Source organism: Salibacterium aidingense DSM 18341, from assembly GCF_000429685.1.
Lineage (GTDB): Bacteria > Bacillota > Bacilli > Bacillales > Marinococcaceae > Salibacterium > Salibacterium aidingense.
In genome coordinates, this window is sequence record NZ_AUCI01000015.1 from 1 (window position 1) to 20,911 (window position 20,911).

The window sequence follows — 20,911 nt, forward strand, 5'->3', positions numbered from 1 at the left end:
CGGGGTAACGACCGACATGACGATCGCACAGGAAGAAATTTTCGGTCCGGTGCTGGCGCTGATGAAGGTGGATTCGATGGAAGCTGCAATCAATTTGGCCAACGATGTTGAGTTTGGCCTGAGTGCCTCGATTTTCACCACCAACATCCAGAACATGCTAGATTTCATGGATGACATCGAAGCCGGCCTGGTCCGTGTGAATGCTGAAAGCGCCGGCGTTGAGCTGCAGGCCCCATTTGGCGGCATGAAAAAATCAAGCTCGCATTCGCGGGAACAGGGGGAAGCTGCCATCGAATTCTTTACCGATATTAAAACGGTATTTGTCAAAGGCTAGAACACAATCGGTTATAAAGCTGATTGGTCCAGACTGTAAGAAGTTAGGTCTTTATGGGCGTCCCATAAAGACCTTTTCTGGGCTGTCAGGATAATTTCGTCCCTCACTGTCGCCAGGCAGTGTACCCCTTTGCTGCCACGTAAGCCAAAATAAGCAGAAAAGCAAGGCTGCCGTCTACAATGGCAATAAACAGGGCCTCTCCCGTTTGCTGAAAAAGAAAAAATGCGGAAACGGTCACAGCGAGCTTATGAAAGATGACCAGCTCCCATATCCCAGGGTATTGTCTCGGGCGCAGGGCAAGCAGCAGAAAAATACCGGCAAAAACAATAAATCCGAATAATCTCCAGGCCTCGACTATCATCTGATCGGAAGAAGCAGTCGAAACATTTTCCAAGCCTGTAATAAAAGCAGTAACAGCACTTAACGAACAAACAATCATAAGAAATCCTGCCAGTTTTTCAGCTATGATCTTCAGCTCCTTTCAATAAAATAAAAAATTACGAAATAAATGGAGGGGTTCATACTGAGAGAGGATCCTTTCCAGCGATGTCGAAAATGTTATATAGAAACTATACCATATCGAAAAGGAACTGGTTGGCATGGAGGAGTCCAAAAAAGACATCATTCGCAGATTCTATCAGGAAATATATAATAAAGGGGATTTGAATAAAATGGATGAAATCGTTTCACCGGATTATTAGGTGCAGATTACGATGGAGAGCGGAGTGTATTAACGGTAGAGCATATTCGGGAAGCCTTTCCGGATATTTATTATGAGGTACAGCAGGTTGTCGTTGACGTAGAGATGTCGGCTGTTCATTGGATACCTTCCGGTACACATCAGGGGGGGTTGCAGGCTATCCCGGTACCGCCCACGAACAAGCAGGCGTCAATACGAGGGATCCATTTTCTTCGGTTCTCGAATGGAAAAATTGAAGAAGTGTGCTGCATCTGGAGCTGCTTGGCCTGGCACAGGCATTAGGTGTTGCTCCATCATATATCTTCTGTCTGCTTTGCTTGGTCAGATTTTATCAACCCTCATCCTTTTCTTTACAGCAATTTTTTTGAACAGAAGCGTAATATGGTACACTAATCATACATTAAATGAAAGGCAGGGACAAGATGCCCCTACCTGTTGATTGATGCATCGAATACCCTGCTAAGGGAACAGCCCAATTCAAGATGTGTTAACGAAAACCATCCTTTTAGAGCCGCCACTCTAAAAGGATGGTTTTCATTGTTTCATGCCAGTTACAGAATATCCCAAAGTTTGACATAAGGCCACCCCCGAGTGGCTGTCCACCCTTAAAGAGTTGGCCGTCTGCATCTAAAAACTATTATAAAAAAAGATCTTTATGATCATTTCATAATAGCCTTTCTACTTTAGTTTTGAATATTCGGAACAGCGGAGTTATCTTATTTTATAGTGGGTTGCCGTCTTCATCCGTTTCAATGATTTCATCTTCAAGGGGAAGGTCTGTTCCGTATTCTTCTTCGATTTCCCCGTCTTCTGTGCCCTCCACAAAAGGGTCGGCCACCTGTTCCTGCGGTGTGGGGAAGTCCTCGCCGTCTTTCGGTGTTTTTCTTGGCGGCATCCTCTTATCCTCCTTCCAGCTTTTCCCCTTAGAATAAGCGGATATCGTACGAAATATGTATGGCTTTGTGATACCATGCAGGAAAGGAGGAGATACTTAATGACTGGGATCGAACAACAGCCGTTTACGGTGGAGCTGGGAAATGATTTATTTCTGCGGGGCAATGTACATGCACCGAAGGAACAAACCGAACGCCCCGTTGTTATTATCTGCCATGGTTTTAAAGGGCATAAAGACTGGAACTTTTTCCCTTACGCTGCAGATGAACTGGCAGCAAACGGTTTTTACGCCATTCGTTTTAATTTTTCCTGCAACGGGGTGAACGAGGAAGATTTTGATGAGCTGGAGAAATTTGCAGGGAACACGTATACGAGAGAATTAAAAGATCTGGACGCTCTGTTTGAACAGATGAAAGCACGTACTCTTCCATTTTCCGGGCATTTTGAGATGGACCACATCGGAATGGTCGGCCACAGCCGCGGTGGAGCAAGCAGCATTATTTTTGCCTCAGAACATCCGGAAATAAAAGCCGTTGTCACCTGGAACGGTGTTGCTGAAGTGGACTTTCTTGGAGAAGATCTGAAAAATGAGATCCGGGAAAACGGTGTCGGTTATATTGAGAACAAGCGTACCAAACAGGACATGCCGATTAAATCTAACTTATTAGAAGATATCGAACACAATAAAGAGCGGTTTGATATTGTGGCTACATTAAAGCAGATGAACACCCCGGTTCATATCGTGCAGGGTGGTGCAGACGGACAGTGGCTGCGGGAAGGGGCGGAGAAGATGAATGATACGGCTGCTCAGCATTCGCTTGCCATCATCGAAGGCGGCACCCATACGTTCAATGCCGCTCACCCTTTGCAGGACGTACCAACGCAGCTGCGGGGGGCCTTAATTGAAACAACAGCCTTTTTTCAGCAGCAAATCAAAAAATAAAAGGCTGCTGTACCTCCACACCGCCTCAGTCTTGGTATGATACTCTGAGGCGGGTTTTGTTTTCCATGACGGAATTTACAGGAAAGAATTCCCTGATATAAGGGTTACATCTATTTCAATTCTTTCCGGTTTATGTTAAAAACAATAGTAGTATAGCGGTCTAATGTGTTTGACGAGATAGGGGAGGGAATGGTGTTGGCCAATCACATTTTGTACATTGAGGATGACGAAGAGGTTGCCGATTTGGTGAAACAGGACCTCTTTGATAACGGATATGACGTAACCTGGTTAACGTCGGGATACGATATGGAAGCCTATTTGGACCAAGTCGATCTTGTTATTCTCGATATTATGCTCCCGGGATTGGACGGGTTTACTGTTGGAAAACGGATCCGGGGAAAAAAGAACAATCTTCCCATCTTATTTTTAACAGCCAGAACCGCCATAGAAGATAAACTGACCGGGCTGGAATTTGCCGATGACTACTTGACCAAACCCTTTCATCCAAAAGAACTGTTATTAAGAATCGATATTTTGTTAAAACGATTTGATAAAGTCACAATGGAGATCTTGTACTTAAAGCATTTAAAAATTGATTTACAGATGAATCAAATCATTAATATGGAAACCGGTGAAGAAGTCATATTGACCGAAAAGCAATTTAAAATCTTTCAATATCTGCTGAAAAATGCGAATCACATATTAACGAAAGAACAGATTTATTCGAGTGTATGGCAGGAACCGTACATCGAAGGGGATAAAACGTTAACCGTTCATATCCGCTATTTAAGACAAAAAATCGAAAAAGATCCTCAGAACCCTGAAATTATTGAAACGATCCGCGGGTTAGGGTATAGGGTGAGACGGTGAAGTTATCAACAAAATACATAATAATTATTCTGTTGTCCATTTTGATCTTTCCTGTCTCATTTTTAGGTGTTAATTTTCTGTACTACCTTGTCATTATGCAGCTGGCTGATTTTTCCCCGGAAGAATACTATGCTCCAGAAGAAATAGAAGAAACCTGGGTTCAGGAGATTCAATCTCTGGAAGAACGGGCTACGCAGGACATCACATCATCATTACGGAATGTGGATAGGTATCCGGAGTCTGTTATCTTTTGGGTAAAGGATAACGGGCAATTATTGATGTCAAATCATCCTTCGAAGGATTGGAGCGAGGAGTGGAATGTCTCCAGTTTGATCCGCCATTTGGAAGAGGACAGGGGCGAAGAGTATTTCACGACTTCGGCCTATTTGGAGGGAGCAGAAGACAGCGGCTATGCGTTTTTGCAGATCCCTTCTTCCTATTTAGAAACGAATATTGGAGTGGGGCAGTATCAATACTCCACGATTTGGTTCATTGCCATCGGGTCTTTTTGGTTTTTGTTTATTTATATTTCCTGGTTATTTTTTAATCGAACGAGAAAGCGGCTGGTTCGAATGCAGGAAAAAATGGAGACCAATGAAAACCAGCTCATTCCTTCCAAAATGAAAATAGAAAAGGACGATGAAATAGGGCAGCTGGAACATTCGTTCAACCAGATGGTGGACCAATTAAATGAAAGCCATGAAAAAGAGAAACATGAAGCAATGATACGCAAGCGCCTGATTTCCAGCTTATCTCATGATTTACGGACCCCGTTGTCTATCATGAACGGCCATATCCACAAGTTAAATCAGTATGATTTAAAGGATGACATGGCAGAATCGATTCACGTTATCAACGAAAAGATCGTTTTTCTTTCGGAACTAATCGACAACCTCTCTTCGTTTACGGTGTTAAGCGAGGGGAAATTGCCAATGAATAAGCAACAAACCGATATAACAGGAGTCGTTCGGTCTTCCTTGATCGCCTGGTATCCTGTCTTTGAAGAGCAGGGTTTCGAGATTGATGTAGATTTGCAGGAATCTATTTCCTGGAATGTGGATGAAATGTGGTTCCGGCGGATTTTGGATAACCTCCTGCAGAATGTCCTGCGTCATGCGGCGGGAGGAAAATATGTCTCCGTACGGACGGAAAACGAAAAAGAAACGACCGTCCTGAAAATTCAGGACCGGGGGGAAGGAATGCAAAAACCCTCCAAGAAAAGCGGGGCCGGCATCGGCTTGTCTATTGTTGATATGATGCTGGAACAGATGGATTTAGAAAAAAGGATATTCACCGGCACCAGCGGTACCACGATCACCATTCTCCCCAAAGAAAACTGACTTCTTCTCAAAAGGAAGTCAGTTTTTTTACGGCAGCGGACGTCATTTTTAACCTGTTTTTAACCTCATGCTCCCTTTGGTTTAACCTCAGCTGGTTATAATGGCAGTAAATCGAAAGGCAGGTGCAGACCAATGTCCTCTTTGTTAACAACAGAACATGTACATGTAGAAATGAAGAAAGGACAAATTCTAAAGGATGTGAACCTTTCCTTTGAAAAAGGGAAAATTTATGGCTTGCTCGGCCCTAACGGAGCGGGAAAAACAACATTGTTAAAAACGTTATTAGGAGTATTTCAACCAACATTCGGTGCGGTCCATTTTCAGGGAGAGGATTTATATAATCATCCAGGGAACGACCTTCTGAAATCCATCGGCAGTATTATCGAATTTCCTGGATTTTACGATAACTTAACTCTATCGGAAAATTTAACCCTGCATTTGAGATATTTACAGCAGCAGCCTTCCCAGGAACGTATCGATACCTTGTTGAAAACGGTCGGCCTTTATAACGAAAAGCATAAATTGTTTTCGGATACTTCTTTGGGGATGAAGCAGCGTCTTGGAATAGCAAGATCCATCTCCCACCAACCGGTGCTGTTACTCCTTGATGAGCCCACCAATGGATTGGACCCCCAGGGAATCAAGGAAGTAAGGGAAATGCTCATTAAAGAAGTGATCGAAAACAATACCACGATTATCATTTCCAGTCACTTATTAAATGAAATCAATTTAATGGCGGACGAATTAATCTTTATCAATCACGGCGAAGTTATTTTCGAAACGATCAATATGGATGTATCGGATAACTATTTATATAAACTTCGGACTCCCTTTGAGATTAACCGTGAATTCATGGCTGAACTGGAAGGTCAAATGGTGCTGCGTAAAGGGGATGAGCTCGAGTTTGTTTCGCCGCTGCCCATGGAGGAAATCGAAGCGATTTTGATGCGGAAGCAGATTTCAATAGAAAGGCTCGAGATATTTGAACTGTCTCTGGAAGATTTATATTTAAAGTTGTTGTCGAAAGGAGAATCCTATGAGTATGTTGGTGAAAAATGAATTGATGAAGCTGAAACGGCTGAAAATGGTTTACGTTATTTTAGTGATAAGCTTTATCCCCTATGTGGTTAACACCGGGGGTATGCTGGTAACAGGGGCTATGGATCCTGATAATTACTATTTCTTTGTTTTTAACCAGTATGCAATTTTATTCCCGGCTCTTGTGTTTATTTTTTCCGGTTTCTTTTTCTATACCGAGTTTCAAAATGGAACAACGTTAAACTGGATCTCTTATCCGTTTCATAATTTCCGTTTAATGTTCTCGAAGATGGCAGCTACATTTTTGTTATTGCTGGGGACGTCTCTGATCAACCATGTGATTCATTTGATTACTCTCTGGATATTGTTTAGAACAGAAACAGGGTTCCCAGATATTTTATCCAGATTCTTTCCTTCTTTTCTTTTTACCGTATTAACGCTGCTGGTCATACCAATCGCAGCCCTGCTGGCGTTTGCCACGCGAAATATTTTAAGTGTGGTCATCGCAGGTCTCGGATCCATTTTTATTACCACGGTTTTATTGGGAGCTGATTTTTCCATTGTATTTCCGTTTTCGTTCATTTATCGTGTAACGATTCAATTTTATGATGCAGCCATGGGGTATGAAGGTACGCAGCTTGTGTTTTGGGGAGGACTTCTCTTATTCGTTTATATCAGCCTTTCTCTGTTCGGGCTGTACAAATATTCCCAGAAAGCACGGATGAGTTAGCCGCAGGCTTCACTCTCATTTCTAGTAGAGGAGGGAAAAACATGGAACAAATCGTATTCATCATTGCAATGATTTCATTAGGTGCTGCCCTTGTTCTTTTTATCGGCAGTATTCTAAATTTCGGCCTGAAAGGAATACGTCGGTATAGTAAATGGTTAGCGGCGCTGTTTCTAGTTTACGTCGTGACGTATGCTATCTATCTTTCATTCCAGTTTGTTTAGACGAGACTTGGGTTGTGAGGAATGTCTGGTGAAATGCCGACGGAACTATTTCTTCACAACCTAATTATTATTGTATCCCCTGACCCTTAAAAGGGCTAATGATTCCATCATCTCTTATTTCCCCCTTTTAAGTTTTACTTTAAACATCGTTGAGGGTGAATAGTATGAATAAAATACTTTTGGTGGACGATCACGAAATTGTAGCAGAAGGGATTAAGTTAGTATTAGAGAAAAATAAAACCATGGGCGTGGATATCATCACGGACAGCAGAGAGGTAAAGAACAGAATAGATCAAGAAGAATACGACGCTGTTTTAATGAATTTACATATGCCTTATTTAAATGGGTTAGAGTTATCCAAGCAAATTTTAAAGGAGGATGCAGCGAGAAAGATATTAATTTTTGCCGATGAAAAGGATATTCATGCTTATTTTAATTTACTTGTAGAAGCAGGAGTCTGCGGTTTTATTAATAAAACCGCCTCCCCAAAACGAGTTTTTTTTGCAATAGAGTGTGCGATACAGGGAGAAACAGTACTTCCTGCCAGTCTGCTGCGTCAGTTAAGAAAAACAGAGGACAATACTGATCCCCCCGCTCCATCCCGTAAATTAAAAGAGGTGACATTAACAGAACGGGAACAGCGGATTATTGTATATATCTCGGAAGGGTTAACCAATCGGGAAATTGCTAATAAGCTGTTAGTATGCCAACGATCTGTAGAATACACGTTAACCGGAATCTTCAAAAAGCTGCATGTAAAATCCAGAGCCGGAGCTCTAGCAGAAGCGAGCAGAAAATCGCTGATTACCCATTACAGCATGTGAGGAGGTACGGGAAAACAGCGGATCTTTCTTATTATAAAGGCAGATGATGAAACTTTCCTTTATCCGTGTTGTTTTTATAAACAACATGAACAAAGGATTTTTTTTTTGCGTGATAGCGTGGGAGTTTCCGAAATAGTTCCAGCCTGCAGTTAACGCTGATATTCCTTAAATGGAGATAAAAAAATACGGGTTTTCGAAATAAAGAAATCATTTTTTTCGGAAAGCTGCACAGAAAAATTCGTTTTAACGCATGCAAGTTTTCGGTGAAATATTCTGAATAATATAATACTATGAAATTGAACAAGTTAATATACAAAAAAAACCAAAAAAGGAGGAAGGAGTAATGACAGAAAAATTTTATGCGGCAGCTGGCGACGTTGAACAGGAACTAGAAGACATCTCCCTAAAGTCTATCAATGGCGGTGCAGACGTTGAAACCAGGGGGCTCTCTCAGGGTAATGACGGTGACTATTGCACTATTACCTGGGAATGTGGCATGTGCCCGACTCATACTTGCTGGTGCTAGGTTTCCATTTTACTTAAAAAATCAAGTCATGAAGAAAAGTTGGCAGGGAGGCGGGGTCTTTCCCCTCTCTTCCTTCCTCTATTCAAAGGAGTTGATAATGTTGCCTGTTTTTACCGATATTCTGATGAGCAGAGAGAAAAAAGATCAAGGCTCGATAGTAGAAGAAACACTCTTCGATCGCAATATTAATATTGTGTATAAAGGAGATACTCAATTACTTGAGGACAGTTTGAGCAACGTATTAAATATCAACTCTTTAGAAAAAGTCTATCGGCTTTACAGTACCAGTGAGCATGATTGTGATTATAGAATAAACGTTTACCAATACATAAAAGACCAATTATCCCGCCAGGAAATAGTGGAAACGGATCGTTCCGACAATATTATGTTTCATACATTTGGATTGAAACTTGCCTCCTATTTTGTAAAAGATTTAACAAATTCTTCAAAATACCAAAAGAATAAACATGTTATTAAGAATGAAAACAAATTTTTGGATGACATCTCAGACCAGTTTCAACGTAGTGTACTGAAATTATCCTACCGAACGCTCGTGTTCGATCTAAATGTAAATAGAGAAAAGAAAACGTTACAAGGAAATACAAAAGAAGAAAAATACCAATATTACAATGAAAAGCTGTTAAATGACGCGGATTATATGAATCAATTTTTCGAATTATATCCAAGTCTATTAAGAGTTATTTCGAATGAAATAAGAAAGTTCAAAAAGTTAATCAATGAAGTCCTTTCCAGATATGAAAGGGATAAATGGGAGATTGCCCGCCATATATTCCAGCAGAAGGAGACAGAGCAAATCGAGACGATAGAAACGGGGCAGGGCGACAGCCATTCCGATGGTAGAAAAGTTACTAAACTCATATTGGACAAGCACTTATTAATCTATAAACCCCGTTCGTTAACCGTAGATCTTCTGTACCAAAAGCTCACCCATTATATAAACGAAAAAACCGGGCAATTACGTTACTACCTGTATACGCCCGAGGTCCTCACCAGAAAAAATTATGGCTGGGTGGAATTCATCCATTATGAAGAGTGTACCACCGAGGAACAAATTAAAGACTTTTACCGCAGAATAGGCAGTCAAATTGCCTTATTATATGCCTTAAATGCTGTTGATTTTCATTCGGAAAATCTCATCGCAAACGGCAGCTATCCCGTACTGATAGATTTAGAATCATTATTCCATATTCCCTATGATCAAGAAAATAGAACAGATGCCTACGAAAAAGCGAAAGATAAGTTAAACGTTTCTGTAAAAGCCTTAGGCTTACTGCCGTTCTTTTTTGGTGATAAAAATGTTGATATCAGCGGAATTGGACGGCAGGGAGAGGTTCAATCCTTCATGAAGCTGCCGCAGATCAAAAATCCTAATCAGGAAAATATGAAAATTGAAAGAGAATATGTTTCGCTAAAATCTTCCCCCAATCATCCAAAATTAAACGGAGAGTTTGTTGATTCCAAAGAATATCTTCGTGAAATAGAAGAAGGCTTCTCCAAAATCTACAGGGTCATGATGGACGATGCCGGGGAAATACTAAATAGGATACAAAAGTTTAATGAAAGAGAAGAAGTTTTCGTCCGCTTTATTCCAAAGGCAACAGCAAAATATGCTTCTTTTCATGAGTTAAGTTTACATCCGAGGTTTCTGCATAACACAATGGACCGGGAAATATATTTGGCAAATATATGGAAGGATGCGAGCGAAAATCAGCACTACAGGCCGCTCGCAAAGTATGAATACCGTGATTTAATCAACGATGATATTCCCTACTTTACATTACCGATAGATTCCACTGATTTGTGGACTTCCAGGAATAAATGCATACCGGACTATTTTCGTTATTCCCCGCTGGAGCGGGTATGGGAGAAAATCACAAATCTGAGCAACGAGGATCTGGATTTCCAACGAAAAATGATAGGATTGTCGATGCTCGCTACTGCCAGTGATAGAGAAAAGGCATTAAAAAAATTTGAAACAAAACATCCAGATCATTACACAACTCCGTTTGTGTCTCATGCCTATTTTATTCAAAAAGCAGAAGAACTGGCAGAAATCATTTATGGCGAATCCTTTCAAGGTATTCATCAAGGCCGGACGACCTACTCCTGGATTAATTCGACCCCGGTTGGAGTAGATGAGATTCAATGGAGATCAGCTCCAATGGGAGATACATTGTACAATGGATTGTCCGGTATGGCAATGATGTATTTGTCATTATGGATTGTCACAAAGAAAAGAAAGTACTGGGAGACAGCAGAAGATATTGCAGCAGATCTTCATTCACGGTTTCAAGGACGGGAATGGTTGGATGAAAAAGAAGATACGATATCGATCGGAGCTTTCACAGGAATGTCTTCCATAATCTATGTCCTCATGAATTTCTATCTATTCACCCATGAAGAGAAATATAAAAAATCAGCTTTAGAACTAACCTTAAAGATCCCGGACCTTCTTTATAAAGATGAAGAATTTGACATTATTGGTGGAGCAGCCGGAGCGATTGTTGTTCTAATTAACTGTTACAAAAAGACGAAGCTGGATATATTTTTAAAAACTGCTGCTGAGTGCGGAACGTATTTAATGGAGAACAGGGTAAACATCAACGAGGAGCAAGTATCCTGGATAGGCATAGCGGAACAGCCTCTAACCGGTTTTTCTCATGGAAATGCCGGGATCGTATATGCACTTTCTATGCTCAATGACTATTTGCAGGATGAAACAATGTTTAAGGTGATCTCCAAAGGAATGAATTATGAAAATAGCCAAATGATTCAAAACAACTGGATGGATAAAAGAAAAGCAACAGACGAAGCTTCCGTAGCGTCCTGGTGTCATGGCTCGCCGGGGATCCTATTAAGTCGTACCGGACTTGCCCAATCTTATAAAAAAAGTTTAGCGCAGCAGGCGGAAATAGATAGGAGAAAAGCATTTAATAATATATTCTTCGATGGGTTCGGTAGAGAACACAGCCTCTGTCATGGGGATATTGGAAATGCGATCACGTTAATAGAGTACGCTCGTCAGGCGAACCAGCCGAGTGTGACAGAAATGGCCCAAAATCTCATGCTGGAAAGTGTGGAAAATGGGGCACAAAATGGATACAAATGCGGTGTCGGGGAAGGGGTGCAGGCACCTAATCTGATGGTAGGTCTGGCAGGTATCGTTTATGGACTGGCCTTTGCCTGTGATGAACGGATACCCAACATTTTGAATCTAAACCTTGGTAAAACAAATCCCCAAAGGGGCATACATCATCATGTTTAAAAAGAAAACCCCAGTAATCATGCAGAAAAACAAATATGACTGTGGCATAGCCTGCCTGGCCATGATAATCAGCCGGAGCGAGGGATACAAAGTCGACCCGCGAAAATTGAAAGGCAGCGGCAATTATACAGGAAGAGATGGCACTAACCTCCAGCATTTAAAAAATCTATCCGAAGAATATGGTTATTTATGTAAAGTGTATAAAGTACCCAATCCAAAGGAAGAAAAGAAAAACAATCAACTGGATTTCCCGTTGATGGTTCACTGGGAACAGAACCATTTTGTCCTGCTTGAAAAAATAAGAGGAAATCATGTGATTATTGTTGATCCAGCATCGGGCAGAAAGAAAATGTCATTGGAAGCATTTCACAATTCCTATACTGGAGTCGCTGTTTCGATCACAAAGGAAGCAGAGACAAGCGATGACATTGTGAAAGGGCTTAAAGATGCTTCTTTAGTAAAAAAAATAGGCAAGTATTTGTTTCAGGAAAAAAAAATGCTGGTGTATATTGTTTTACTATCCTTTGTGTTTCAGGGACTAAATGCCGTCACCCCATTTTTGACGCAATATCTAATTGATACTTTCATGGGAAATGGACAGGACATGATTCAGATAGATGTCTTAGCAGGTCTGGCAGGGATCACCGCCCTGTTGTTCTTTGGACTTTCCATATTGCGGATGTTTTGGATTATTAAGCTGCAGGTGCGTATTAATAAAGGGTTAACGAATCAATTTATTAAGAAAATTTTTTCATTGCCGATGAAGTTCTTTGAAGTCAACACTTCCGGAGATATAGCAACCAGGATTCACAATATAGCCGCCATCAGAGAAATTATCTCCAGACTGGCGTCCACCCTTATTTTGGATATCAGCCTGTTAGTTGTCTTTTGTATCGTTATGCTCTATTACTCTCCATTACTATCTGTATTAGTATTTGTTGGAGCTGCGCTGCAAATCATCTTTACCAGTATTTTATTACCTAAAATTGAAATGTTTACGAAACAAGAAGTGAACAGTCAGGCTAAATTTCAAAGTCAGCTTGTTGAACTGTTACGGTCCATGACATTTATAAAGACTGTCGGCAATACTCAATCTATTGAATCTCAAATGAATCATTTGTTCGATGACCAGATAGGATATTTTTCTAAAAGAATGAACACATCAGCGATACTTGGTGGAATATCAAACTCTGTTAATTTATCTCTGCCGTTATTTGTATTAGTTGTCGGTGTTTGGATAGGGGTGCAAAATGGTCTCACCATTGGTGCGATTGTCGCTTTCTCTACCATTGCTGGAAGATTTATGACACCGCTGGGTTCCATTATCGGCAGCCTGGAATCTGTCAAAATGGTGGAAGAAATGGTGGATCGGATTGAAACAGTCCTTCAGGAAGAGGACGAACATTACAATGCAGACAGCAATGTAGTATTCAATCCTTCCAAAGATAAAATCACCCTGGACCATGTTCATTTCAGCTATGACAATGGAGAAGATGTTTTAGCCGATATTAACCTGGATATAAACCCCGGAGAAAAAATATCTTTCATTGGGAAAACGGGAAGCGGCAAATCTACTTTATTTAAGCTGATCTCCGGACTCTATCAACCTACCAAAGGTTCCTTATATTTTGGGTCTCACCCTATAGAAGACATTAATATCATTCAACTAAGAGAAAAAATAGGATTTATTGTACAGGATGTTCATTTATTCAATGACACAATCTTGAATAATATTAAATACTTCACTGATTCTGTGTCGGAAGAAGATGCTGTCCAGGCAGCAGAAGACGCTTGCATTCATGACTTTATCCTAACCCTTCCCATGGGATATCACACACTCATAGGGGAAAATGGGATTAGTCTTTCCGGAGGTCAAAGACAACGGATTGCCATAGCGCGCGTATTAGCGAAAAAACCGCAAATTCTTCTCATAGATGAGGGAACCAGCAATCTCGATAAGGAGACAGAAAAGAAAATACTGGAACATCTTTATGATAAACATATTACCATCATTTCTATTACTCACCGCACTGATGTGATCCAGGAGTTTGAATCTATCTATGAATTAGATAGAGGCAGATTAAAACAGTGGAAGGCAAGAGATATCGGAGAGTTAGAATCAACAAGTTGAACTGAATTCCCTGAAAGGAGGTGAGAAGGATGAAAAAGTACAACGGAGTAGAAGAAATCACAGAGCAGGAATTAAAGGATCTTGCTGGCGCAGCAGATAGTGATCAACAGCCCGCCAGCCATCCAACGACAACGGTTACCATTCCCATTTCTGCTTGGGGCTGCCCAACGACAAAGTGTGCTTCTGTCGTAGAGCCCTGCAATGACTAAAGTACTTATAAGGGCTGTCTGAAGGGGACAGCCCGGTACGATGTGTAACAATAACCCCCGAATGATCCTGGCAGACGTTCAGGGGGTTATTGTTTTTAACTATTCATGCGGAGACCAAAAATGACTTTTTAAACCATCCTGGTAGTTATGAGAAAGGAGAAAAATTCAATGGAGATCATGAAGGAAACACGTGACAATAAAGTTCTCCAGACCAGCTCTCCCCAATCGAAAAAGAAAGAAATATTCGCCCCTTTTTATGTTCACATAGTGTCCAGGTTTGAAAAACGTTTAGATGGTGAATTAGATAAGATTTCGGATACAATGGTTCAGAAAGAAGCTGTATCCCTTTCTTTAGTAGAGAATTATAAAAGAAAGATCTTAGAGATCACTCGAAAAGTGTTGATATATGAATTTCATCAAACGTTTGATGTGTTGGATCCAGGGGATGAATCAAAACATTACAAAGAATTTTGTAAAAAGTTAGAAAGTCCTGATTACATAAGGAATATGCTGAATAAGTATCCTGTATTACAGAATATGATGGAATCCATTGAAATGAATTTTCTTTATAATTGTACGCTAATCATTAAACGATTTCAAGATGACTGTTGCCAAATTGAAAACAGACTGGGGAAACAATTAGGTAAATTGCGGACCCTGGCGTTTGATATGGGCGATACCCACCGCAATGGGAGCAGCGTGGCTGTTGTGGAATGTGAGAACGATAAGATTGTCTACAAGCCCAGATCCTTAAAGGCAGATTGTTTATACGAAAAGGTAATTGCATATTTTAACGAGCAGTATAAACAGGATTTGAAAACAACGAAAACGCTGGATAAAGGGGACTATGGCTGGCAGGAATTTATACGTTTTTCTCCTTGCTCCCGCGAAGAGGATGGCAGGGCATTTTATAAAGAGCTGGGTATGCACCTGGGATTTATCTACATGTTTAAAGGAACAGATTTTCATTATGAAAATATCATAGCCCAGGGAGCGAAGCCGGTTTTGCTTGATTTAGAGACACTGTTTCAATCAACGCTGAATTTCACAGGGGATTCCAGTGAAGATCAGCCGGTGCAGCTTTTTGATTTTCTAAGCCAAACTGTTTATAAATCGCTTGTATTAGACAATATATCGCATCCTGAAGAAACAAGCTCTAATAATTTAAGCGGGTTGTCCAATATGGAACATCAAGCCTATGATGAAGAAAAAGTGTTATATCCTGGCACCGATCATATTTGCATTAAGAAAATAACGGTTGAAATGGATAGAAGCATGAATCTTCCAGCCTGTAATGACCGGGTGGTGGAGATTTTCGGCTTTGAAAAAGAGTTTATGGAAGGGTTCGAACATATCTACCGGTTTTTTCAGACGCATGCAGATGCTGTTATATCCATCATGAGGGAATTTCCGGATTTTCCGGTAAGAATTATTGTGAGGCCGACTTACATCTATGCCAGTTTTCTACAAGCATTGCTGCACCCGAAGTATCTGGGGCGTTCGGAAGAAAGAGAACGGATATTATCGTTTTTTGATACCTCCTATACCTCCTTTCGAACCTTTCAAGAGATTGTGCCATATGAAATGGATGATTTATATGGAGGAGACATCCCTTATTTCTATGCTCCGTTTCATCATCCTACGCTGTACAGCAGCAAGGACACCCTGATACCTTGTGAATTACTTCAATACAGCCCAAACCATGAAGTCCAAAATCGAATGAGAAATTTGTCTGATAAAGATTTAACATACCAAATGGAATTAATTAATATTTCCCTTGCGGCGTCACGCGCGAATCACAAGAAAAAGCACCAGTCCAAACGCAAGAACAATTTGTATCAACGGCCAATAAAAATAAAGGCCATTGAGGATTTCATTAAAGCAGAAACCGAAGAGATTCTAGAAAAACAACTAAAGTATCAGGATCAAGTTCAATGGCTTTCTTTGGCGGTCAGCCCAGGTGGTCAAATGACAGCCGGCCCTTTAAGTTATGGGTTATACGATGGCCTTTCCGGTATTGCTTTGTATTTAGCAGCTTTTGCTCATGTAGAAGGTAAAAACTTAAAAAGCATACAAGAGGATACGGTTCACTCCATAAAAAGTTTATTACACCGCAGCGTCTTAAGCGACCATTTTTCTGCATATTACGGTCTTGCTTCTTATGTATATTATACGGAAAAATTAAGAGAGTGGAAGATGGTACACGAAAAAGAAGCATTTAAAATATATAACGATTTTTGTGATAAGGTGATGGAGCAATATGAAGATATTTCCTCCTCCGATTTCATTGGAGGAGCAGCAGGAGTACTGAAAGTGTTGTGTCTTCTTTATAAGAAACACAAAATATTTTCTGCAAAAAAGGCAGCAGAGCTTGTTTATCAATCGCTGATTTCCAGGGCTTCCGTGGAAAAAGATATGATGTACTGGGCAGATAAGGACTCTTTTAGTAATAACGTGCTGGCAGGATTTTCTCATGGGCTGACAGGTATTTGTTTTGCTTTGTCTGAATATGCAGCTATCTCCTCCGTATCAACAAAAAAACAGGTGGCTGACGTAATAAACCGAGCCCTGCGTTATGAAGACACGTTGTTTCATGAAGAGAGAAACGATTGGAAAGATAATCGGAAAGACTATACGGCATATTCCTATCCCTTTTGGTGTCACGGAGCAGCAGGGACTTTGCTGGGAAGAGTCAGAATTCAGCAAAATATGGGACCGATATGTCAGGTGAGCCATATCCATGAGGCGTTAACAACAACGATGCAGGCCGGTGCTGAGCATTCGCAGGGAAACTCTTTATGTCATGGTCTTCTCGGTAATTTGGATATTTTACTTGAAATCAGAAACGCCCCCTTTTTAGAAAATAGAAAACAAGAAATTGAACAAATCATTGAAACATGGATAAATAAATACGTAAGTGAAATGGAGGAGACCGGCTGGAATAATGGTGTGGAGAAGGATTTTTCAGGCCTTGGGCTGATGCTTGGAAAAGCAGGACAGCTATACACTCTTTTGAGATGGAAAAATCCCAACACAAGTCTGCCGTCCGTTTTATTACTGGACTAAGGTAATCAAGAGGTGGCAGTATCTCCGACAATCCCTCTACGAGACGAGGCAGTACCAGAGATAAGGATGTCGGTTCCTGCATTTTCTAAAGAAAAGTCGGGGCCTCCCTTTCGAAAGCGAGCGGAGTCCATCGGGCCGTTCTTCATTTTACTGCCGATGAAGACGGGAACGAAGTGCATAAGGAAATAGAGGCGTTCTTTTACTTAAATTAAAAATTCAGAAGGCAGGAAAGCGGTGATCTCTTATGAGGAGATCGCCTTTTTTGTTCCGTTAAGCAGTGTGGCTCGTTCATGGCCACTGCAGCAGGACACTAAAAGAAAAATGATAATGTACTGAGAACATCCTTTTTTAATTTCTTCAAAACACAATTGATAAAAATAAAGGTTTACTATGCTTTTAAACAGCGGGGAGTGGGCATATTTGTGGCAGAAGGAGCAAAAAGCCGGCTTCTTGCGGAACGGAAGGAAGATTTTCATATTCAATACGTCAAGCCTATGCTGGAAGAAGCAAAGCGCCTGCAGATGACAAAGGAAGAAATCATTCATTTTATGGAGGAGAAGTATGATTGATATACATGACTTGACGTTTTCCTACGGAAACACAAAAGTAGCAGACCGTCTCACGTTCCGTGAAGATGAACCAGTCATTACCGGCCTATGGGGGCGGAATGGTTCAGGAAAAACGACGTTGATGAAATTGATTTCCGGGCTGGAAAAACCGGGCCAAGGAAGAGTTTACGTGGATGGTATTGCTCCGTATAACAACCCGGAAGCCATGAACCACGTGGCATATATGCAGGAAAGCCATCCATTTTCCTATTTATGGAATGTAGAAGACGCGCTTCGCTTTGGAGCTTATTTCAATGCAAACTGGGACCAGAAGCTTGCCGAGGAACTGGCAGCTGTTTTTGAACTGCCGAGGAAAAAGAAGATTCATACATTTTCAAAAGGTATGCAGACCATGATTAAAATCACGATCGGGCTGGCTAGTAAAGCCCCGGTAACGATCATGGATGAGCCGTCCAATGGGTTAGATGCCCATATGCGCAAGCAGTTTTATGACGTATTACTGGATACGTATGAAGAACATCCCCGATTATTTCTGTTATCGACTCACCATATCGATGAAATCGAACCACTCTGTGAAAAAATCGCGGTCCTTGATCACCAGAGGGTGATCCGCCATGAAGAAACCGAAGATTTGAAAAGGGATGGTATCCATTTAACGGGCAGCACGCCGGCGGTGGAAATACTGATGGAAAACAGCAGAGTCCTTGATGAACGAAAAATCGGAAAGCAATCGAACGTGATGATAGATGAGATGTATACTGCAGAGTGGGAGAGACGGGCGAAGGAAGCGGGTGTCACCATTGAAAAGGCACCGCTCCAGGATTATCTTGTTCAATTGACAAAAAAGGAGGGGAAAAGACATGAATACGTTTAAAGGGCCGTTCCGACTTCTTTTAAAAGAGATGCGCCCAACATTTTATATTAATACCCTCGTTACCTTGGTGTTAATGGCGTTTTTTATCATCCTCGGTTTTTGGACTGAAAGTGCTGATAATTCCACGGTTGCGGTAGGTGTAATTTTTGGGCCGTATTATGCGATTTTTCTCGCGTATCCGTTTATCATTTTTCCAGGCTACCGGTATATTCTTTCGTTAGGAGGGACGAGGAAACAGTTTATGAAGGCGGCTCTAATGTCGGCTGTCCTTTATGTCCTGCTTGCCATGCTTATTCTAAATGGTCTCCACTTTTTGAGCGAATCTATTGTATCGTTTGGAAACCATTCCATTTCCTTTTTTCATATGGCTGACCTTGTAAATGGAGAGAATCCACTTCTATATTTATGGGTGGACATATTATGGTGCTTGTTCCTCTTCGGCGTTGGCATGATTGCAAAATCGATTTGGTTCAACTTTGGCCCCTTAAGAACGTTGATGGCTGTTACAGGGTTGTTGATTCTGGGAATTGCAGCGGTGACGTTTCTTGATCTCAGCCAGTGATAGAGTTTATGGTCGTGGATCACCTATTGTTTGTCCATCTTTTGGCAGGGATTTCTATCCTGTTCATGCTGCTATCGTATCTTATGATGAAAAACGGGCCATTGGAACGAGGGGGAAGAAAGGGATTATTCGAGCCCCGGCCCAATCCAGAATAAAAACGATCATGGGAGCGTTCTATGTCTGACTGACAGGGGAACGCTCCATTTGTTAATGTTTAAGTTTCTCTGCAATAAAATCCATGAAAACCGTTAAGCTGGCAGGCTGCCACTTTTTTTTATGGACAGCGGCATAAATAGTAAGGAGATTTACCGGTAAACTGGTTTTTCTCTCTATGAATTTCCCGGATTCTACTTCTTTTTCCACACAGAAGTGCGGCAGCAGGGACGTGCCAAGTCCGCACATGATACACTTTTTAATCGCCTCTATGCTGGGCAGTTCAATGGTAGTGACATCCTCTGCTTTGTTCGCATGTATCCATTCTTCGAATATCGGCCGCCAACTGCAAGCTTGCTCGTTTAATAACATGGTCTGTTCAGATTGTGCAGGCCCGCTGGCTGTTTGTACCAGCGACACCTTTTCGGTTTTCAGGGGATAGGTTTTTAAGTCTGTTGGTTTCCATCCGGAAGTTTCCACCAGTACCCCGACATCAAATTCTCCTTTTTTTAACTGGGTGGAAAAATGAAGATAATCGATTGATTTTAACGTTAGGCCTACATTCGGGTACCTATTTCTGAATTCCATGATCCATTCGGGCATTTTATATATCATCAGAGACTCAGACGTACCGATGATGAGCGGACCGGATGGTTCTTCGGGTTCATTTACTGCTTCCCGGGAGGCAGCATAGAGGTCGATGATTTCTTCTGCATACGGAAGAAAACGTCTACCTGCCTGGGTGAGTATCACATTCTTTCCGAGACGGTCAAACAACGGCTGATTCAGTTCCTTCTCTAAATCTTTAATGTGAGCAGTAACAGAAGACTGGGCATAGCCCAGTTCCTCTGCGGCTTTCTTAAAACCGCCGGTTTGAATGATAGATTGGAAGGTGAGAAGCTGTCGAAGTTCCATGTTCACTCCCCTTATCAATTATATTGAATTATTAATTTATAAATATCAATTTTACTGATTAGTTTGAACCATTATATACTTTACATACGATAACTTCAAGAGAAGGGGAGAGCGTTTATGAAAGTTTTGACAGTGATTGCCCATCCAAGGCGGGATTCGTTGACATTTGCGGCGGCTAATTGTTTTATAGAAGGTCTTCGTGAAGCAGGGCATGAAACGGAAGTTCTTGATCTTTACAGAACTAATTTTAATCCCATGCTGTGGGAAGCGGATGAACCGGATTGGTTAGCAGCTTCCCAACAGTACTCCCCCGAGGTGGAGTGGGAAATGGAGAGGATGACACGGCAAGATGGGCTTGCTTTTGTTTTTCCGTTATGGTGGTGGAGTATGCCGGCTGTGATGAAGGGCTACATTGACAGGGTCTGGAATTATGGTTTTGCTTATGGATCTGGGAAGCTTACGCATCAGCATGTTCTGTGGCTTACCCTGGCAGGAGCACCGGTGGAACGCTTTGAAAAGCGGGGCTATGACAAAATGATCGATCACTATTTTAATGGGGGACTTGCTGATTATTGCGGAATCTCCAGTTCCAACGTAAAAATGCTGTATGAAACGATCCGCGAAAACCCGGAAAAAAAGGAGAGATTATTGGATAGTGCTTATCTATCAGGACGGCATTATGGGCAATAGCAGAAATGAATTTGTTTCGGAGCAAGTTTTTAATGA

The 20,911-nt window shown here is 41.3% G+C and carries 21 protein-coding genes; 18 read left to right on the top strand and 3 right to left on the bottom strand.

Features of this window, described 5'->3' with window-relative positions; genetic code table 11:
• On the top strand, positions 1–334 hold a 334-nt coding region (locus G475_RS25240; protein WP_035711335.1), incomplete at its 5' end, for an aldehyde dehydrogenase family protein.
• A gap of 103 nt (positions 335–437) precedes the next feature.
• Here the strand turns inward: G475_RS25240 and G475_RS25245 are convergent.
• The gene (locus tag G475_RS25245) at positions 438–773 is read right to left on the bottom strand and encodes a hypothetical protein (protein WP_051302564.1); all 336 of its coding nucleotides are present in this window, start codon (positions 771–773) and stop codon (positions 438–440) included.
• Positions 774–1,079: 306 nt separating this feature from the next.
• Here G475_RS25245 and G475_RS28050 point away from each other — a divergent pair, with 306 nt between their 5' ends.
• The gene (locus tag G475_RS28050; protein WP_084414139.1) at positions 1,080–1,316 is read left to right on the top strand and encodes an ester cyclase; all 237 of its coding nucleotides are present in this window, start codon (positions 1,080–1,082) and stop codon (positions 1,314–1,316) included.
• Positions 1,317–1,755: 439 nt separating this feature from the next.
• Here the strand turns inward: G475_RS28050 and G475_RS27280 are convergent, their stop codons facing one another.
• A complete protein-coding gene (locus G475_RS27280) occupies positions 1,756–1,929 on the bottom strand; it encodes a hypothetical protein (protein WP_156911727.1) in 174 nt (57 codons plus the stop codon).
• Between the two features lie 99 nt (positions 1,930–2,028).
• Between G475_RS27280 and G475_RS0114600 the strand changes: the two genes are divergently transcribed.
• From G475_RS0114600 to G475_RS0114675, 15 genes are all read left to right on the top strand, one after another.
• Positions 2,029–2,871, top strand: a complete 843-nt coding sequence (locus tag G475_RS0114600) for an alpha/beta hydrolase family protein (RefSeq protein ID WP_051302566.1) — start codon at positions 2,029–2,031, stop codon at positions 2,869–2,871.
• A gap of 189 nt (positions 2,872–3,060) precedes the next feature.
• Positions 3,061–3,741 carry a response regulator transcription factor gene (locus tag G475_RS0114605; protein ID WP_035711337.1) on the top strand — a complete coding sequence of 227 codons (681 nt, stop codon included), beginning with the start codon at positions 3,061–3,063 and terminating at the stop codon, positions 3,739–3,741.
• A complete protein-coding gene (locus G475_RS0114610; RefSeq protein WP_026701909.1) occupies positions 3,738–5,081 on the top strand; it encodes a sensor histidine kinase in 1,344 nt (447 codons plus the stop codon). The genes G475_RS0114605 and G475_RS0114610 overlap by 4 nt, the downstream gene beginning before the upstream one ends.
• Before the next feature lie 132 nt (positions 5,082–5,213).
• Positions 5,214–6,140, top strand: a complete 927-nt coding sequence (locus G475_RS0114615; RefSeq protein WP_026701910.1) for an ABC transporter ATP-binding protein — start codon at positions 5,214–5,216, stop codon at positions 6,138–6,140.
• Positions 6,118–6,849 (top strand): ABC transporter permease, encoded by a 732-nt coding sequence (locus G475_RS0114620; protein WP_026701911.1) that lies wholly within the window; start codon positions 6,118–6,120, stop codon positions 6,847–6,849. Before G475_RS0114615 ends, G475_RS0114620 begins: the two co-directional genes overlap by 23 nt.
• A 41-nt stretch (positions 6,850–6,890) precedes the next feature.
• Positions 6,891–7,070, top strand: a complete 180-nt coding sequence (locus G475_RS0114625; RefSeq protein WP_026701912.1) for a hypothetical protein — start codon at positions 6,891–6,893, stop codon at positions 7,068–7,070.
• 164 nt (positions 7,071–7,234) lie between these two features.
• Complete coding sequence (locus G475_RS0114630; RefSeq protein ID WP_026701913.1) at positions 7,235–7,894, top strand: response regulator transcription factor; 660 nt, start codon at positions 7,235–7,237, stop codon at positions 7,892–7,894.
• A 343-nt stretch (positions 7,895–8,237) separates the two neighbouring features.
• Entirely contained in the window at positions 8,238–8,420 is a 183-nt protein-coding gene (locus tag G475_RS0114640) for a plantaricin C family lantibiotic (RefSeq protein ID WP_026701915.1), read from the top strand.
• 97 nt (positions 8,421–8,517) lie between these two features.
• On the top strand, positions 8,518–11,706 hold the full coding sequence (locus G475_RS0114645; RefSeq protein ID WP_035711339.1) for a type 2 lanthipeptide synthetase LanM family protein: 3,189 nt from the start codon (positions 8,518–8,520) through the stop codon (positions 11,704–11,706).
• Positions 11,699–13,837, top strand: a complete 2,139-nt coding sequence (locus G475_RS0114650) for a peptidase domain-containing ABC transporter (RefSeq protein WP_233275789.1) — start codon at positions 11,699–11,701, stop codon at positions 13,835–13,837. Before G475_RS0114645 ends, G475_RS0114650 begins: the two co-directional genes overlap by 8 nt.
• 29 nt (positions 13,838–13,866) lie before the next feature.
• Positions 13,867–14,046, top strand: a complete 180-nt coding sequence (locus tag G475_RS0114655; protein WP_035711341.1) for a class II lanthipeptide, LchA2/BrtA2 family — start codon at positions 13,867–13,869, stop codon at positions 14,044–14,046.
• Positions 14,047–14,214: 168 nt separating this feature from the next.
• On the top strand, positions 14,215–17,112 hold the full coding sequence (locus G475_RS0114660; RefSeq protein WP_026701919.1) for a type 2 lanthipeptide synthetase LanM family protein: 2,898 nt from the start codon (positions 14,215–14,217) through the stop codon (positions 17,110–17,112).
• Between the two features lie 422 nt (positions 17,113–17,534).
• On the top strand, positions 17,535–17,681 hold the full coding sequence (locus G475_RS27285) for a hypothetical protein (protein ID WP_156911729.1): 147 nt from the start codon (positions 17,535–17,537) through the stop codon (positions 17,679–17,681).
• Positions 17,674–18,555, top strand: coding sequence for an ABC transporter ATP-binding protein (locus tag G475_RS0114670; protein ID WP_026701920.1), 882 nt, complete (start codon positions 17,674–17,676; stop codon positions 18,553–18,555). Before G475_RS27285 ends, G475_RS0114670 begins: the two co-directional genes overlap by 8 nt.
• Complete coding sequence (locus G475_RS0114675) at positions 18,542–19,117, top strand: hypothetical protein (RefSeq protein ID WP_026701921.1); 576 nt, start codon at positions 18,542–18,544, stop codon at positions 19,115–19,117. The genes G475_RS0114670 and G475_RS0114675 overlap by 14 nt, the downstream gene beginning before the upstream one ends.
• A gap of 207 nt (positions 19,118–19,324) precedes the next feature.
• On the opposite strand, the gene G475_RS0114680 is transcribed toward G475_RS0114675, so the two are convergent.
• Positions 19,325–20,185, bottom strand: a complete 861-nt coding sequence (locus tag G475_RS0114680) for a LysR family transcriptional regulator (RefSeq protein ID WP_026701922.1) — start codon at positions 20,183–20,185, stop codon at positions 19,325–19,327.
• 117 nt (positions 20,186–20,302) lie between these two features.
• On the opposite strand from G475_RS0114680, the gene G475_RS0114685 reads away from it, so the two are divergent.
• Positions 20,303–20,875, top strand: a complete 573-nt coding sequence (locus G475_RS0114685) for an NAD(P)H oxidoreductase (protein WP_026701923.1) — start codon at positions 20,303–20,305, stop codon at positions 20,873–20,875.
• The last annotated feature ends 36 nt before the right edge of the window (positions 20,876–20,911 follow it).